The organism is Humibacter antri (genome assembly GCF_054777235.1).
The window spans coordinates 129,547-145,094 of record NZ_BAAHAW010000005.1; the positions used below are offsets into that span (position 1 = coordinate 129,547).

General features: G+C 66.3%; 15 protein-coding genes. 5 read left to right on the forward strand and 10 right to left on the reverse strand.

The features are described 5' to 3' along the window. Nucleotides 1-5: 5 nt before the first annotated feature. The 8 genes from ACYVDK_RS03440 to ACYVDK_RS03475 all read right to left on the reverse strand — a co-directional run bounded on the left by ACYVDK_RS03440 (nt 6) and on the right by ACYVDK_RS03475 (nt 6,357). The gene (locus tag ACYVDK_RS03440) at nt 6-335 is read right to left on the reverse strand and encodes a metal-sulfur cluster assembly factor (RefSeq protein ID WP_460517980.1); all 330 of its coding nucleotides are present in this window, start codon (nt 333-335) and stop codon (nt 6-8) included. Between the two features lie 24 nt (nt 336-359). Continuing rightward, nucleotides 360-1,175 carry an ABC transporter ATP-binding protein gene (gene sufC, locus ACYVDK_RS03445; RefSeq protein ID WP_460517983.1) on the reverse strand — a complete coding sequence of 272 codons (816 nt, stop codon included), beginning with the start codon at nt 1,173-1,175 and terminating at the stop codon, nt 360-362. A gap of 3 nt (nt 1,176-1,178) precedes the next feature. Next, complete coding sequence (locus ACYVDK_RS03450) at nt 1,179-1,505, reverse strand: non-heme iron oxygenase ferredoxin subunit (RefSeq protein WP_460517986.1); 327 nt, start codon at nt 1,503-1,505, stop codon at nt 1,179-1,181. Continuing rightward, complete coding sequence (gene sufD, locus ACYVDK_RS03455) at nt 1,502-2,659, reverse strand: SufB/SufD family protein (RefSeq protein ID WP_460517989.1); 1,158 nt, start codon at nt 2,657-2,659, stop codon at nt 1,502-1,504. Before sufD ends, ACYVDK_RS03450 begins: the two co-directional genes overlap by 4 nt. Before the next feature lie 2 nt (nt 2,660-2,661). Further along, entirely contained in the window at nt 2,662-4,080 is a 1,419-nt protein-coding gene (gene sufB / locus ACYVDK_RS03460; protein WP_460517992.1) for a Fe-S cluster assembly protein SufB, read from the reverse strand. Between the two features lie 226 nt (nt 4,081-4,306). Next, entirely contained in the window at nt 4,307-4,990 is a 684-nt protein-coding gene (locus ACYVDK_RS03465) for a DUF899 domain-containing protein (protein ID WP_460517995.1), read from the reverse strand. Between the two features lie 138 nt (nt 4,991-5,128). After that, the gene (locus ACYVDK_RS03470; protein ID WP_460517998.1) at nt 5,129-5,977 is read right to left on the reverse strand and encodes a carbohydrate ABC transporter permease; all 849 of its coding nucleotides are present in this window, start codon (nt 5,975-5,977) and stop codon (nt 5,129-5,131) included. Further along, nucleotides 5,974-6,357, reverse strand: coding sequence for a DUF4145 domain-containing protein (locus ACYVDK_RS03475; RefSeq protein WP_460518001.1), 384 nt, complete (start codon nt 6,355-6,357; stop codon nt 5,974-5,976). Before ACYVDK_RS03475 ends, ACYVDK_RS03470 begins: the two co-directional genes overlap by 4 nt. A gap of 216 nt (nt 6,358-6,573) precedes the next feature. Here ACYVDK_RS03475 and ACYVDK_RS03480 point away from each other — a divergent pair, with 216 nt between their 5' ends. Further along, the gene (locus ACYVDK_RS03480) at nt 6,574-8,001 is read left to right on the forward strand and encodes an HNH endonuclease signature motif containing protein (RefSeq protein WP_460518004.1); all 1,428 of its coding nucleotides are present in this window, start codon (nt 6,574-6,576) and stop codon (nt 7,999-8,001) included. Between the two features lie 251 nt (nt 8,002-8,252). Further along, nucleotides 8,253-8,411 (forward strand): hypothetical protein, encoded by a 159-nt coding sequence (locus ACYVDK_RS03485; protein ID WP_460518007.1) that lies wholly within the window; start codon nt 8,253-8,255, stop codon nt 8,409-8,411. A gap of 10 nt (nt 8,412-8,421) precedes the next feature. Here the strand turns inward: ACYVDK_RS03485 and ACYVDK_RS03490 are convergent, their stop codons facing one another. Next, the gene (locus tag ACYVDK_RS03490; protein WP_460518009.1) at nt 8,422-9,417 is read right to left on the reverse strand and encodes a COX15/CtaA family protein; all 996 of its coding nucleotides are present in this window, start codon (nt 9,415-9,417) and stop codon (nt 8,422-8,424) included. Between the two features lie 2 nt (nt 9,418-9,419). Next, entirely contained in the window at nt 9,420-10,340 is a 921-nt protein-coding gene (locus ACYVDK_RS03495) for a protoheme IX farnesyltransferase (protein ID WP_460518012.1), read from the reverse strand. A 321-nt stretch (nt 10,341-10,661) separates the two neighbouring features. Between ACYVDK_RS03495 and tkt the strand changes: the two genes are divergently transcribed. Genes tkt through ACYVDK_RS03510 form a run of 3 tightly spaced genes read left to right on the forward strand, consistent with a single transcriptional unit; the run spans nt 10,662 to nt 15,540 of the window. Further along, entirely contained in the window at nt 10,662-12,755 is a 2,094-nt protein-coding gene (gene tkt / locus ACYVDK_RS03500) for a transketolase family protein (protein WP_460518015.1), read from the forward strand. 47 nt (nt 12,756-12,802) lie between these two features. After that, nucleotides 12,803-13,930 carry a transaldolase gene (gene tal, locus ACYVDK_RS03505; protein ID WP_460518018.1) on the forward strand — a complete coding sequence of 376 codons (1,128 nt, stop codon included), beginning with the start codon at nt 12,803-12,805 and terminating at the stop codon, nt 13,928-13,930. Further along, nucleotides 13,927-15,540, forward strand: a complete 1,614-nt coding sequence (locus ACYVDK_RS03510; RefSeq protein WP_460518020.1) for a glucose-6-phosphate isomerase — start codon at nt 13,927-13,929, stop codon at nt 15,538-15,540. The genes tal and ACYVDK_RS03510 overlap by 4 nt, the downstream gene beginning before the upstream one ends. Nucleotides 15,541-15,548 lie beyond the last annotated feature (8 nt).

The following is a 15,548-nucleotide window of genomic DNA, read 5'->3' on the forward strand; positions in this document are numbered from 1 at the left end:
CTCGGCTAAATCGCGAAGCCGAGCGCCCGCATCATGTCGCGGCCGTCTTCGGTGATGCGCTCGGGGCCCCACGGCGGCATCCACACCCAGTTGATGCGGAAGCGCTCTACGACGCCGTCGAGGGATTCGGCGGTCTGCTCCTCGAGCACGTCGGTGAGGGGGCATCCGGCGCTGGTCAGCGTCATGGAGATGACGAGCGCGTCGTTCTCGTCATCCCATGACAGGTCGTAGATGAGCCCGAGGTCGACGATGTTCACGCCGAGCTCCGGGTCCATCACATCCTTCAGCGCCTCTTCGACCTGGTCGTAGAGCGCGGGAGCGAGGGTGGTGGGCATGAGGCTGAGCCTACGCTTCCGGGCCTACGCCCGCGGGCCCACGTTCGCCGCCTGATCATCGGTCAGGACGGCGTCGGTGTCTTCCTCGCCCTCGGAGACGAAGCGCACGTAGCCCTCCTCCTCGAGCTGCTCGGCGAGTTCGGGGCCGCCCTCCTCGGCGACGCGCCCTGCGACGAACACGTGCACGAAGTCCGGCTTGATGTAGCGAAGGATGCGCGTGTAGTGGGTGATCAGCAGCACGCCGAGGTTGGTGTTGTCGTGCGCACGGTTCACACCCTCGGAGACGATTTTCAGCGCGTCGATGTCGAGGCCGGAGTCCGTCTCGTCGAGCACCGCGAACTTGGGCTTCAGCAGCTCCAGCTGGAGGACCTCGTTGCGCTTCTTCTCGCCGCCGGAGAAGCCTTCATTGACATTGCGAGAGGCGAATGACGCATCCATCTTGAGGTTGGACATGGCCGTCTTGACGTCCTTGGTCCAGGTGCGGATGCTGGGGGCCTCGCCGTCGATCGCTGTCTTGGCGGTGCGCAGAAAGTTGGTGTTCGTCACACCAGGGATCTCCACCGGGTACTGCATGGCGAGGAAGAGCCCTGCCCTTGCGCGCTCGTCGGCCGTCATCGAGAGCACGTCGACTCCGTCGAGCTCGATCGTGCCCTGGGTGACCTTGTACTTCGGGTGGCCGGCGACGGTGTAGGCGAGAGTGGACTTGCCGGAGCCGTTGGGCCCCATGATGGCGTGGATCTCACCGGTGGTGATGGAGAGGTCGACGCCGCGGAGGATCTCCTTGGTGCCCTGGTCGGTCTCGACGGTGACGTGCAGGTCGCGGATGGCGAGTGTTGACATGGATCAGCTGGCTTTCGTGATGGTCGGGTCGATGAAGATGTCTCCGTCGATCAGTTCGACGGTGAAAACGGGGACCGGCTCGTACGCCGGCAGATTCAGCGGTTGCCCGGTGAGCAGGGAGAACTGCGAGCCGTGCGCCCAGCACTCGATGGCCTCGCCCTCGACGAAGCCCTCAGAGAGCGAGATGTCGCCGTGCGTGCAGGTGTCGCCGATGGCGTGGATGTCGCCGGCCGAGTCCTTCACGAGCGCGATCGGCACTCCGCCGACCACGACCCGCTTGGCCTGGTTCTCGACGAGTTCGGATGCCGTGCAGACGCGTTCAGCGCTCATCGCGCGTCACCCTGCGCGGGCACACCGCCGGCGAGTTCGGCCTCGATCGCGGCCTGAAGGTGCTCCTCGAGTTCCGGTGAACCGATCTGCTGCACGATCTCAACGAGGAAGCCGCGCACGACGAGTCGGCGCGCCTCGTCTTCGGTGATGCCGCGAGACTGCAGGTAGAACAGCTGCTCGTCGTCGAACCGGCCGGTCGCACTGGCGTGGCCGGCTCCGACGATGTCGCCGATCTCGATCTCGAGGTTCGGTACCGAATCGGCTTGGGCGCCCTCGGTGAGCACGAGGTTGCGGTTCTGCTCGTAGCTGTCGGTGCCGACCGCCTTCTGGCCGATCAGCACGTCGCCGATCCACACCGTGTGGGCGGACTTGCCCTGCAGCGCGCCCTTGTACGTCACGCGGCTGCGCTGATGTCGCTCGTCGTGGAACACGTACACCTGATGCTCGATGTACTGCCCCGCGTCGGCGAAGTAGGCGCCGAACAGCTCGATCTCCGAGCCAGGACCGGTCAGGTGCACGGCGGGATTCAGGCGTACGAACGATCCGCCGAGGGTCACCGTGACATGCTTGAAGCGGGCGTCGCGCCGCAGCGCGGCGAAGTGTGTGGCAGCGTGGCGGGCATCGTCCGCCCACTCCTGCACGCTCACCACGGTGAGAGTGGCGCCGTCGCCGACGATGAACTCGATGTTCTCGCTGAGCGTCGCCTGCCCTTGGTTGCGCAGGATGAGCGTGGCGATGGTGCCCGGTGCGGCGGAGACCACAGTGTGCGCGGCGCGCGGTCCCGCACCAAGAGCGGAGCGAGTCAGGGTGACGGGCTGAGCGAGTTCGCCGTCGAGCGAGACCAACAGGGCCTCTCGTGCACAGGTCCATGCATTCGCCGACGCACGATCCTCCGGAACACCCGCTTGACCGACGTTGCCGTCACTCATCTGAACCCACTGAGCGTTCACTCCCTGCGCAGTGTCGAGCGAGAACGGATAGCGGGACCCGTCGAGATCGCCGGTGAGCAGATCGTTGATCCGCGCGACGGGTGTGTAACGCCACTCCGCCTCGCGACCGTTCACGACGGCGAAGTCGGCGACGTCGGTGGACTTGAAACGCTCAGAACGGGTCTGGACCGGAATGAACTTCGGTTCGGTCTCGGTGATCGTCATTCCTAGCCCACGGATCCTTCCATGCCCATCTCGATGAGTTTGTTGAGTTCGAGTGCATACTCCATCGGGAGCTCCCGCGCGATCGGCTCGATGAAGCCGCGCACGATCATCGCCATCGCCTCGTCTTCCGGCAGGCCGCGGCTCATCAGATAGAACAACTGCTCCTCGCTGACGCGGGAGACAGTGGCCTCGTGCCCCAGCTGCACATCGTCGACCCGGATGTCGATTGCCGGGTACGTGTCGCTGCGCGAGATCGTGTCGACCAGCAGCGCATCGCACCGCACGGTGTTCGCAGCGTGATGGGCATCTTTCTCCACCCGCACTTCGCCGCGGTAACCGGCTCGTCCGCCGCCACGGGCGATCGACTTGGAGACGATCGAGGACTGCGTGTACGGCGCCATGTGGATCATCTTCGCGCCGGCATCCTGGTGCTGGCCGGGGCCGGCGAACGCCACAGAGAGGGTCTCGCCCTTGGCGTGCTCCCCCGCGAGGTAGATCGACGGGTACTTCATGGTGACCTTGGATCCGATGTTGCCGTCGATCCACTCCATGGTGGCGCCCTCGTGCGCGATGGCGCGCTTCGTGACGAGGTTGTAGACGTTGTTGGACCAGTTCTGGATCGTCGTGTAGCGGGCTCGCGCGCCCTTCTTGACGATGATCTCCACGACCGCCGAGTGCAGCGAGTCGGACTTGTAGATCGGGGCGGTGCAACCCTCGATGTAATGCACGTAGCTGTCTTCGTCTGCGATGATCAGCGTGCGCTCGAACTGGCCCATGTTCTCCGTGTTGATGCGGAAGTAGGCCTGCAGCGGAATATCGACGTGCACACCCTTCGGCACGTACACGAACGACCCGCCTGACCACACGGCCGTGTTCAGTGAGGCGAACTTGTTGTCGCCCGCCGGGATCACCGTGCCGAAGTATTCCTCGAAGAACTCCGGATGCTCGCGAAGCGCGGTGTCGGTGTCCATGAAGATGACGCCCTGCGCTTCGAGGTCTGAGCGAATCTGGTGGTAGACCACCTCTGATTCGTACTGCGCCGCGACGCCGCCGACCAGGCGCTGCCGCTCGGCCTCCGGGATGCCCAGCTTCTCGTACGTGTTCCGGATGTCTTCCGGAAGGTCCTCCCAGCTCTGAGCCTGCTTCTCCGTGGAGCGCACGAAGTACTTGATGTTGTCGAAGTCGATCTCGGAGAGGTCGGCTCCCCACGTCGGCATCGGTTTGCGCTGGAAGAGCTGAAGTGCCTTCAGACGGCGCTGGAGCATCCATTCCGGCTCGTTCTTGAGGGCCGAGATGTCGCGGACCACCTGGTCGGAGAGTCCGCGTCGGGCACTGGCCCCCGCTGCGTCTGAATCGGCCCAGCCGAACTCGTACTGGCCGAGGCCGGCGAGTTCTGGACGGTCGATGAGAACGTCTGACATGTGATTACCTCGTTTTCCTGCCGCCCGTGACCGGCTTCAGACCGGCTCCCACCTACGTATTCGTGTCATCGCGGGTCGGTGACACCGAGGCAGGATTGTGCGGATGGCTTGCGAGTGCGAACGGTGCACTCCTGAACCAGACGATTCTACAGGGCGGGCCCTCGCCCGAGCCGAATATGCCGAGGATGCTCAGCGGATGCGACGGGTCAGTCGGTCTCGACGGCGGTCAGCCGTCGTGCGGGCCGTAGGCTGCAGCGATCTCCCGAGAGGTCGTGCCTCGGCTATAGGTCGGAACCTGCGGCCAGCCTTCCGGCGAGTCCTGCCACTCCTCCTGCCGTCCGTACGGCAGCACGTCGATCAGCGGGAACGTGTGACTGACCTGCTCGACGCCGCGGCCGTTCGTGTGCCAGGTGCGGTAGACGGTGTCGCCGTCGCGGAGGAAGACGTTGAGGGCGAAACCACCGCCGGCGGGCGCACCCACATCCGCACCGAACGGGCTGTTCGCCGTCGAGTACCAATCGAACTGGTTGCCGACCTTGCGCTTGTACGCCAGCGCCTCCGCTATCGGCCCCTGAGCGACGACGACGAACCGGGCGTCGTACGGGTCGAGGAACTCGAAGCGCGTGAACTGTGCGGTGAAGCCCGTGCATCCCGGGCACTGCCACTCGGCGCCGTCCGACCACATGTGGTTGTAGACGATGAGCTGGCTTCTGCCGTCGAAGACGTCGGCCAGCCGCACCTGGCCGCTCTCGCCCTCCAGCGTGTAGTCCGGCATACGCACCATGGGCAGGCGCCTGCGCTGCGCCGCGATCGCATCCAATTCTCGCGTCGCAGCTTTCTCACGGATGCGCAACGTGTCCAGCTCGTGCTGCCACGTCTCCTCGTCGACGACGGTCGGCAATGCGGTCATGAGATCTCCCACCTGTTCGATGGCCACGTTAGGCGTGGCCTGCGACAAAGGCCAGGGAGCATGGAGATCGCCGCGACGTCGCAGTGGCCGGGCCGAGCGGGCGGGATCGGTTGCGGGCTCGGCCGTCGGCGGGTCGGTTCAGCGATCGGCGAGTGAGCCGGCTATGCCGCCGACCGAGAAATAGCGGTTCAAGAGTCCGAAGATCAGCAGCGGGGGGATCACGATGACCAGCACCAGTCCAGGTGTACGCGCCGCCTGGAGTCCGATCGGGAGGGTGTAGAGCGCGTTCGACTTGATGAACACGAGAGCGACAAGGTAGTCGTTCCACGTGAGCAGGAAGCAGTAGATCGCTGTGGAGACGATGCCCGGCCAGCAGCTGGGCAGCACGACCCGCACGAACGAGCCGAGCACGCTGCATCCGTCGAGCCACGCCGACTCTTCGAGGCGAACGGGAACGGTGTCGATCGCGGCGGTGAGCATCCAGACCGCCACGGCCACCGCCAGCCCGATGTAGATCATCGTGAGGCCGCCGAGCGAGTCGACCAGGCCGGCTCCGGCGAACAGCACGAAAAGCGGGATCACCAAGACGACGACCGGAAGCGATTGCACGACGAACAGCACAAGTGAGTACGCGGCGATGAGCCGCCCGCGTCCCCGCGACAGAGCGTAGGCCGCGGGCGCCGCGACCGCGATCGCGACCGCGGTAGTCGTGGTCGCCACGAGCAGGCTATTGCCCAGCCAGGTCAGCGCCGGCGTGAAGCGGAACGTCGCGAGGATGCCCGCCAGAGGTCCGCCTGCGTCCTGCCGGCCGCCGGGAGCGCCCGGCAGGAACGTCGCTGCGAGCACGGGCCAGAGCGGCGAGGTGACCAGTGCGCAGATGAGGGCGATCGCGATCATCCGGGCGGCGGCCGCTGCGGTGACGCGGGTCCGGCGGATGCGACGACGTGCGGATGCGTGCGGAAGCAGCGTCGGCCTGGCGACGGTCACGTCGCGATGGCCGACTGCTTGAGCCGCTTGGCTCTGGCCACGATCTCGATGACGTCGACTTCGTCGGGGAACAGGCCGATCACCCCGTCTGGCGAGCGGTCGGTGATCGGCGCATTGCCGTGCCTGCGGGTCGGGTGGAACTTCGCTCGGATGCCGTCGTCCAGTATCCGAACGAAGCTCGCCTCGTGCAGTCGCGTGGAGAGGTCGGACTTGTACGGCCGGGTGAGAACGGGGTCGGCCCCGTACATCAAGTCGACCAGCGCCTCGATCGTGCGTCGGGCGCGGAACAGCGACTCGCACGGCTCGGCGAGGGCCTTCTTCTCGCACGCTGCCTCGAACGCGGGCCATTCGCACATGAGGAATGTGAAGTTGCTACCCATCGGGGTCAACTCTGGCAGCAGCGCGACGGCGGAACCAAGCGCCACGACACCGATGCCCGTGAATGAGGGGGCAGGTCGGCCCGACCGCGTCGATGTCGTTCTGGCTGTGGCTGCACTCGAGTGTGAACGGGGTTCGAAGATAACCACGAGTCATAGTTGTCCACAGATGCAGAGACAATCGTAGATATAGGTGGATTGTTCTGGGAGAATGAGGTCATGAATCAGCCACTTCCGCACCTGTCGAGGGATCTCGACGCGGTGTGTGCTGCGTGGCGCTCGGCGCTCGGCGCAACTGCTGCGGTGAATGGCAACGGGCAATCCGATCAGGCGTCGGCGGTGGAGTCGATGACGGACATCGGGCTGGTTTCGGTGACGGATGCGGTGGCGCAGTTGGTGCGCGACGGGCAGGCGCTCCTGGCGCGTGCGGCGGCGGAGGTCGCGAAACGCTCCCCGGCGGAGTTGGGCCGGGAGGGGCTGGCGAAGAAGCGCGGGTTCCTGAACCCGGCGCATCTCGTGGCTGCCTCTACCGGTGGGCGGGCGGCGGAGGCGGCGAAGCTGATCGCGGTCGGCACGGAAACCGCACCACGACGGGCGTTGACCGGTGAGCAGTTACCGCCGGCGCACCCGCATGTGGCAGCCGCTCTGAGCTCGGGATCGATCAGCGTCGACGCCGTCGATGCGATCACGAGCATGCTGCGCCGAGTCGCCCCGCGAGCGGATGCCGGCGCTGCTGAGGGAATGGAGAAGGTCCTCACCGAGCGGGCCGCTGTTCTCCCGTTCGACCTGCTGTTGCGGGTGATTCGGGAAGCGGAAGCCCGCCTGGATCAGGACGGGGTGGCACCGCGTGAGGAAGAACTACGTGCCGACCGGTCGTTGGTCATCCGGCAGGACAGCAAGGGGATGGTCCGGTTGACCGCCCGGTTGGATCCGGAGACGGCGGCACCGGTGAAGGCGGCGATCGAAGCGATCGTCACGCACGACATCCGGGCGGCACAGCCTGGTGGCAACGGGCCGGACGTCGCGGGTCTTGGTGTTTCTGAGGGGCCGGTGATCGCCGATACCCGCAGTGTGCCCCAGATGCAGGCCGATGCGTTGGCGATGATCGCGCGGCACGTGCTGGGCTGCAACCGGGTACCCGCCACCGCATCCACCACCGTCGTCGTACGTATGAAGCTCGACACGTTGGTCGACGGTGTAGGCCACGGTCGCATCGACGGTCTCGATCACCCGATCTCGGCAAGCGCGATGCGCCGCATGGCAGCATCGGCGGGGATCATCCCTGCCGTTTTGGGCACCGACAGCGTTCCACTCGACCTTGGTCGCGTCGCACGCTGCTTCACCCCTTCGCAGCGGATCGCGTTGGGCGAGCGTGACGGCGGATGCGCCTGTTGCGGCCTCGCCGTCGGCTACACCGAAGCGCACCACATCATGTGGTGGATGCGTGATACCGGTCCGACCGATCTGGACAACGGCGTACTGCTCTGTCCACCCTGCCATGCTCGAATGCACCAAGACGACTGGGACATCCGGGTCGAAGGCGGGCAAGTGTGGTTCATCCCACCGCCCCACATCGATGCGAGTCGAACACCACGCCTCGGCGGCCGCGGCCGGTTCGAGTTGCCCGAGGAGCTGCCCGCTGCGTGACGCAGCTGAAATCACGGTATTGCGGGCAATGTCCAGTACTGCGGTCACTCGGCGAAGAAGTCCTCGTCGACTTCGACCAGTTCGTTGGTGTTAGCGATCTGCACACGGAACCGCCGAGCTTGGTCAGGTCACCATCGCGCCCGTACTCCATCTTGATGAGGTCTGTGCGCACCGCCTCCTCGAAGGAGGCAGGATCGCCTGTCCGAGGGCGGTCGAGAAGTGCGCTCTCCAGGCTTCCCAGGACGTCGTCCATGCCGAACTGGATGCTCCTCTGGTGTGGTCTCGTCGGGCGTCTCGTCGGCAACGGCGGACTCGGCCTCGGCGCCGGCTCTTCGGGCCTTGCCGCGAGGGGGTACGTACTCGACGTAAGCCGTAAGGCGTTGCACGTCGATGAGACGCGGTCGGGCTGATGCCGGCCCGTCAGCCCGCGCGACCGACGAGAGGTTCGGCGTGCGCGGCAGGCTTCTGCCCTGCCGGAGCCATGTGCACGCTCGGGAACAGCCCGGGGTTCACATCGAGCAGAACACGGAGAACGCCCACCCAGACAAGGGCGGCGAAGAGCAGATGCAGCGCCACCAGGATGTCGGGGAGCGCAGTCAGGGACTGCACCAACCCGATGGTCGCCTGGATCACCACGACGGCGATGAACATCGCCGTTCGGCGAAGCGGTGTGATGGCGCGCGAACGCCACAGCACGACACCGAGCACGATGGCGAGCACGAGCGTCGCCGTTCCGAGCACGCCATGAACGATCGTGATGTCGATCCAGTCGATCTTCATCCGCGGCACCGCAACCGTGTCGCCGGAGTGCGGCCCGGAGCCCGAGACCAGTGTCCCGACCACTATCAGCACTGCCGTGAACACCGCAAGCACCCAGCTCAGAACGCGGGCGGGCGGAGTGATGCGTGCGAGGGCATCCCGCGACACGGCGGCCTCGCGCACACGGTGCCAGGTGAGCGTCGTCGTCGTGAGCAGACCCATCGCCATCACGAAGTGGAAGGCGACGACGTACGGGTTCAGGCCCGTCCACACGCTGACGCCTCCGGCCACCGCGTTCACGACGACGAGCCAGAACTGCGACCAGGTCAAGCGGGTGATGCTGCGGACCCTCGGCTTCTGCAGCCTGGCCGCGACGATCACCCAGGCGACCGCGATGCACAGCACGACCGTGAGCATGCGATTGGAGAACTCGATGAACGCGTGGATGCCCATGGCGGGTGTGGGCGTCAGCGACGTCGTGTCGCAGGTGGGCCAGGTCGGGCATCCGAGTCCCGAACCGGTCACCCGCACGATACCGCCGCCAAGCACGATGAGCGCACTGACCACGAGAGTTGCGGTGGACGCCCACTGCAACGATCGGGGCGAGAGCGTGTAGCGGTCGGCGAGCCAGCCGAGCGGAGTCTTCAGAGCTGTCACGGTCAGAAGGGCAGGAGTGGGTCGATCGCGATCGCCAGGAACAGCACCGACAGGTAGGTGATGGAGCCGTGGAACACGCGCATCGGCGACGGGTTCTCGTGGCGGATGGCGAGTGCGTACAGGCGGTGCGTCTCGTAGATGAACCACACGCCCGCGACCAGCGCCGTGACCGTGTAGACGAGACCCATGTGCCCGACCGGAACGAGCAGGAGAGAGCATGCGACGGTGGCCCACGCGTACAGGATGACCTGCAGCCCGACGACTGCGCGGCCGCGGGTGACGCCGAGCATCGGGACTCCGACCGACTTGTAGTCGTCGCGGTAGCGCATCGACAGCGGCCAGTAGTGCGGCGGCGTCCACAGGAAGACGACTCCGAACAGGATGAACGGCGCCCAGTCGAGCGAGCCCGTCACGGCGGCCCACCCGATGAGTACGGGGAAGCATCCGGCGATGCCGCCCCAGATGATGTTCTGCTGCGTGCGCCGCTTCAACCAGAGCGTGTAGATGAAGACATAGAAGAGGATGGCTGCGACCGAGAGCACCGCGGCGAGCCAGTTCGTCGTGAAGTAGAGCCACACGGTCGAGGCGACGGCGAGCATCCATGAGAAGACGTACGCCTCGCGCGGAGTGAGCTCCCCCGTCACCAGCGGACGGTTCTTGGTGCGCCGCATGACCTTGTCGATGTCTCGGTCTATGTAGCAGTTGAACGCGGCGGCCGAGCCGGCACTCATCGCGCCACCGATCACTGTCGCGGCGACCAGCCAGAGATTGGGCACCCCGCCTGCGGCGAGGAACATCACCGGAATCGTGGTGACGAGCAGAAGCTCCATCACTCGAGGCTTCGTGAGAGAGACATAGGCGGCGAACTTGCGCCGGAACCCGATCCTGGTCGGTACTGCCCGACTCGTGGCGGCTACGTCCATCGCTCCTCAATCGTGTCCATTTACGTCTATGAAGTTTAGGCCACGTCCGAGTCCCTCGCTTCACGGCGGATGCCCGCACGCAGTTCGTCGGGGCGTTCGGCTCACCGGTCCGATGGGGTGCGAGTGAGGTGTGTGACGTTTTGTGGAGTGCGCACAGCACAAGGCCCCTCCAGCCCGCTGATATCTGGCAATCTCCCTATACTTGGGTGTGCTCGCTCAGGCGCGCGCACTACCTCCTCACCGGTGCGGGTCCACTAGACGGGCCCTCGTCGCATCGACGAACACAGGTCGCACCGACGCACAAAGAAGGGTCAGTCTCAAGTGGCAGCACTGCAATGGGATCCCATTGACAACAAGGCCGTCGACACCGCGCGCGTGCTCGCCGCGGATGCCGTCGAGAAGGTGGGCAACGGACATCCCGGCACCGCCATGAGCCTGGCACCGGCCGCGTACCTGCTGTTCCAGCGAGTGATGCGCCGTGATCCCCGAGACCAGCACTGGCTGGGACGTGACCGCTTCGTGCTCTCCGCCGGTCACACCTCGCTCACCCAGTACGTGCAGCTCTACCTCGGCGGGTACGGACTCGAGCTCGACGACCTGAAGGCGCTACGCACCTGGGGTTCACTGACACCCGGCCACCCGGAGTACCGCCACACCGACGGGATCGAGATCACCACGGGCCCGCTCGGCCAGGGACTGTCTTCCGCCGTCGGTTTCGCGTACGCGTCCCGGTTCGAGCGGGGTCTCCTCGACCCGGATGCCGCGGCAGGCACGAGCCCGTTCGACCACTTCGTGTACGTGATCGCCAGCGACGGCGACCTCGAGGAGGGCATCACCAGCGAGGCGTCGTCACTCGCCGGACACCAGGAGCTGGGCAACCTCGTCGTCATCTACGACAGCAACCAGATCTCCATCGAGGACGACACGAACATCGCGTTCACCGAAGACGTGAAGGCGCGCTACGAGGCGTACCACTGGCACGTGCAGGTCGTGGACTGGAAGAAGACCGGACAGTACGTCGAAGACGTCCAGGCGCTCTTCGACGCGATCGAGGAAGCGAAGGCGGTCAGCGACAAGCCGTCGATGATCATCCTGAAGACCATCATCGGGTGGCCGAGCCCGAAGAAGCAGAACACCGGCAAGATCCACGGTTCGGCACTCGGTGCGGACGAGCTGCGCGCCGTGAAAGAGGTGCTCGGTTTCGACCCTGAATTCACCTTCCAGGTCTCCGACGAGGTCCTCGGGCACACCCGCAAGGCGATCGAGCGCGGTGCTGCGGAGCGTACCCGGTGGCAGGTCGGCTTCGACGCATGGGCGCAGGCGAACCCGGAGCGAAAGGCGCTGCTCGACCGGTTGCTCACCGGCGAGCTTCCCGACGGCGTCGAGGCGGCTCTCCCCGTGTTCGAGCCGGGGAAGGACGTCTCCACCCGCGCCGCCAGCGGCAAGGTGCTGAACGCGATAGCGCCGATCGCGCCCGAGCTGTGGGGCGGCTCTGCCGACCTCGCCGAGTCGAACAACACGACGATCACCTCGGCGGCGTCGTTCGTGCCCACGGAGCGCTCGACGCACGAATGGACGGGCAACCCGTACGGCCGCGTGCTGCACTTCGGCATCCGCGAGCACGCGATGGCGGCCATCCTGAACGGCATCGTGCTGCACGGCCCCACGCGTCCGTTCGGCGGCACGTTCCTGATCTTCAGCGACTACCAGCGCCCCGCGCTCCGCCTGGCCGCCTTGATGAGCATCCCGTCGATCTTCGTCTGGACGCACGACTCGGTCGCGCTCGGCGAGGACGGCCCGACGCATCAGCCGATCGAGCAGCTGGAGACGCTGCGGGCCATCCCGAACTTCACGGTGGTGCGCCCGGGCGACGCCAACGAGGTCGCGTATGCGTGGCTAGAGCTGTTGAAACGCCGCGGTGGTCCGATGGGCATCGCGCTGACCAGGCAGAACATCCCGGTATTCGAACGTGGCGACGGCGAAGCGTCCGGCGACACGTTCGCCTCGGCGGCGAACGTCGCCAACGGCGGGTATGTGCTGGCCGAGGCACCCGAGGGCACACCCGACGTGATCATCATCGCTACGGGTTCCGAGGTGCAGCTGGCCGTCGACGCCCGAGAGGCCCTGAAGGCCGACGGCGTGAACGCTCGCGTCGTCTCGATGCCCAGCCAAGAGTGGTTCGAGGAGCAGAGCGCGGAGTACAAGGAGTCGGTGCTGCCGGCATCCATCACCGCCCGTGTCTCCGTCGAGGCCGGTCGTGCGCTCACCTGGCTGCCGTACGTCGGCGACAAGGGTCGCAGCGTGTCGATCGAGCACTTCGGGGCATCCGCCGACTACAAGACGCTGTTCCAGAAGTTCGGCATCACCACCGACGCCGTCGTGAGCGCAGCCAGGGAGACGATCGCGGCCCAGTAGGCGCGGTCGGGCGAGCGTAGAACCAAAGAGAAGAAGAGGCGAGAAGAATGACCGAATCCAGCACCGCACGGCTTGCCGAAGAAGGCGTGAGCATCTGGCTCGACGACCTGTCCCGCGACCTGATCGGCTCTGGCGGATTGCAGAAGCTGATCGACACCCGCAATGTGGTCGGCGTGACCTCCAACCCGACGATCTTCGCCACGGCGCTCTCCAAGGGTGACGCCTACGACGAGCAGGTGAGGCAGCTCGCCGCAGAGGGCAAAGACGTTCACGAGGCCGTCTTCGAGATCACCACGACGGATGTTCGCAACGCCGCCGACGTGTTCGCTCCCGTCTTTCAGGCATCCGGCGGGCAGGACGGCCGGGTCTCGATCGAGGTGGAGCCGGGCCTGGCGCACGACGCGGAAGGCACGACGGCTCAGGCCAAGCAGCTCTGGGAGAAGGTCGGCAAGCCGAACGCGATGATCAAGATCCCGGCCACGGTCGAGGGTCTCGAGGCGATCGCCGCGGCCACGGCCGTCGGCATCAGCGTGAACGTCACACTCATCTTCAGCCTCGAGCGCTACCGGCAGGTGATCAACGCGTACCTGAGCGGCCTCGAGCAGGCGAAGTCCGCGGGGATCGACCTGTCGACGATCCGCTCCGTCGCCTCGTTCTTCGTCTCCCGAGTCGATACCGAGATCGACAAGCGGCTCGGTGCGATCGGCACGGCCGAGGCGGACTCGCTGAAGGGCAAGGCCGCCGTCGCCAACGCTCGGCTGGCCTACCAGGTCTTCGAGCAGGCGTTCGACTCGGAGCGCGCGAAGGTGCTGTTGGCCGCAGGAGCCAACAAGCAGCGGCCGCTCTGGGCATCCACCGGCGTCAAGGACCCGTCGTACCCCGACACGCTTTACGTGACCACGCTGGTCGCCCCTGACGAGGTCAACACCATGCCGGAGAAGACGCTGGAGGCCACGTTCGACCACGGCGAGGTCACCGGCAACACCGTCGCAGGCACGTACGACGAGTCGAATGAGGTGCTGAACAAGATCGCCGCGCTCGGCATCTCGTACGCCGACGTCACGCAGACGCTCGAAGACGAGGGCGTCCAGAAGTTCGACGTCTCGTGGGCTCAGCTTCTCGACACGGTCACCGCGGCGCTCGAACAGGCGGGCGCAGCGGAGACCGTGCGGTGAGCTTCAAGATCCACGTCTCCGGCGGCGCGGAGGCGGCGGTCAGAGCGACCGTGCCCCGCTTGGTGAGCGACCTGGTGGCCTCCGGCATCACCGCACAGGATGCGGCGCTCTGGGGGCCTGACGCCGAGGCGGAGGCGGGCATCCGCCTCGGCTGGACGGAGGCCGTCGCGATCTCGCGTCCGCTCGTGCCGCAGATCATCGCGCTGCGCGAAAGGTTCCTCGCGGAGGGCATCGACCACTTCGTGCTGAGCGGCATGGGCGGGTCCTCACTCGCTCCCGAGGTGATCACGCGCACAGGCAACCTCGAGCTCACCATCCTCGACACGACCGATCCCGGACAGGTGCTCGAAGCCGTGAGCGACCGGCTGCGCACCAGCGTGCTGATCGTGTCGTCGAAGTCGGGCTCCACCGTGGAGACGGACAGTCATCGGCGCACATATGAGAAGGCGTTCCGGGATGCCGGCATCGACCCGGCGGATCGCATCGTGGTCGTCACCGACCCGGGTTCTCCGCTGGATGCCTCCGCGCGAGAGGCCGGTTACACGGTGTTCAACGCGGACCCGAATGTCGGAGGCCGCTACTCTGCGCTGACCGCCTTCGGGTTGGTGCCCTCGGGTCTCGCCGGCTTCGACATCGAGGAGCTGCTGGAAGAGGCGGAGACGATCTCCCTCGAGCTCGCGATCGACGATGAGACCAACCCCGGACTGATCCTGGGTGCCGCCATCGCCGGATCGACGCCGTTGCGAGACAAACTGGGCATCGTGTCGGACGGAACGCACATCAGGGACTTCGCAGACTGGGCCGAGCAGCTCATCGCCGAGTCGACCGGCAAAGAGGGCAAGGGTCTTCTGCCCGTCGTTCTCGACGTGGTCTCCCCTGAGCTGTCGGAGAATCTTCCCGACCTGCAGGTCGTGCGGCTGGTCGACAACGCTGCCGCTCACCATCTCTTCCCCGCCGATCGCCACCGCGGCGAGATCCTGGTCTCCGGATCGCTCGGTGCCATGTTCCTGGTGTGGGAGTACGCCGTGGCCGTGGCAGGGCGCGTGCTCGGCATCGACCCGTTCGACCAGCCCGACGTCGAGTCGGCCAAGAAGGCCGCACGCGGCGTGCTGGATGCCCGCCCCGAGCCGACCGAACCGGCTTTCGTCGACGCAGGCATCGAGGTACGCGGCGTTGCTGCGGTGCTCCGTGGCGCGACAACGGTGGATGCCGCGATCAGCGCGCTGCTCGAGCAGTTGCCGGCGAACGGGTACGTTGCCGTCCAGGCGTACGTGAACCGGGTGGCGCTGCCTCAACTGGCAGGCATCCGCGATCTGCTCGCGGCCAGGGCGAAGCGCCCCGTCACGTTCGGCTGGGGCCCGCGCTTCCTGCACTCGACCGGGCAGTTCCACAAGGGCGGACCCGCCGTCGGCGTGTTTCTGCAGATCCTCGCCGGCGAGTCGGATGATCTCCAGGTACCCGACCGCCCGTTCACGTTCGGGCAGTTGATCCGGGCTCAGGCCGACGGGGACGCCGCCGTGCTCGCGCAGCACGGCCGTCCTGTTCTCACCCTCACGCTTTCCGACCCCGCCACGAACGTCGAGACGCTCTTCGGCGACGTGGACGACTGAACCGACAC

What these genes read in the sequence shown, in the direction of transcription:
- ACYVDK_RS03440 (WP_460517980.1), bottom strand. Translation starts at nt 335, where the DNA reads ATGCCCACCACCCTCGCTCCCGCGCTCTACGACCAGGTCGAAGAGGCG.
- sufC (WP_460517983.1), bottom strand. Translation starts at nt 1,175, where the DNA reads ATGTCAACACTCGCCATCCGCGACCTGCACGTCACCGTCGAGACCGAC.
- ACYVDK_RS03450 (WP_460517986.1), bottom strand. Translation starts at nt 1,505, where the DNA reads ATGAGCGCTGAACGCGTCTGCACGGCATCCGAACTCGTCGAGAACCAG.
- sufD (WP_460517989.1), bottom strand. Translation starts at nt 2,659, where the DNA reads ATGACGATCACCGAGACCGAACCGAAGTTCATTCCGGTCCAGACCCGT.
- sufB (WP_460517992.1), bottom strand. Translation starts at nt 4,080, where the DNA reads ATGTCAGACGTTCTCATCGACCGTCCAGAACTCGCCGGCCTCGGCCAG.
- ACYVDK_RS03465 (WP_460517995.1), bottom strand. Translation starts at nt 4,990, where the DNA reads ATGACCGCATTGCCGACCGTCGTCGACGAGGAGACGTGGCAGCACGAG.
- ACYVDK_RS03475 (WP_460518001.1), bottom strand. Translation starts at nt 6,357, where the DNA reads ATGGGTAGCAACTTCACATTCCTCATGTGCGAATGGCCCGCGTTCGAG.
- ACYVDK_RS03480 (WP_460518004.1), top strand. Translation starts at nt 6,574, where the DNA reads ATGAATCAGCCACTTCCGCACCTGTCGAGGGATCTCGACGCGGTGTGT.
- ACYVDK_RS03485 (WP_460518007.1), top strand. Translation starts at nt 8,253, where the DNA reads ATGCCGAACTGGATGCTCCTCTGGTGTGGTCTCGTCGGGCGTCTCGTC.
- ACYVDK_RS03495 (WP_460518012.1), bottom strand. Translation starts at nt 10,340, where the DNA reads ATGGACGTAGCCGCCACGAGTCGGGCAGTACCGACCAGGATCGGGTTC.
- tal (WP_460518018.1), top strand. Translation starts at nt 12,803, where the DNA reads ATGACCGAATCCAGCACCGCACGGCTTGCCGAAGAAGGCGTGAGCATC.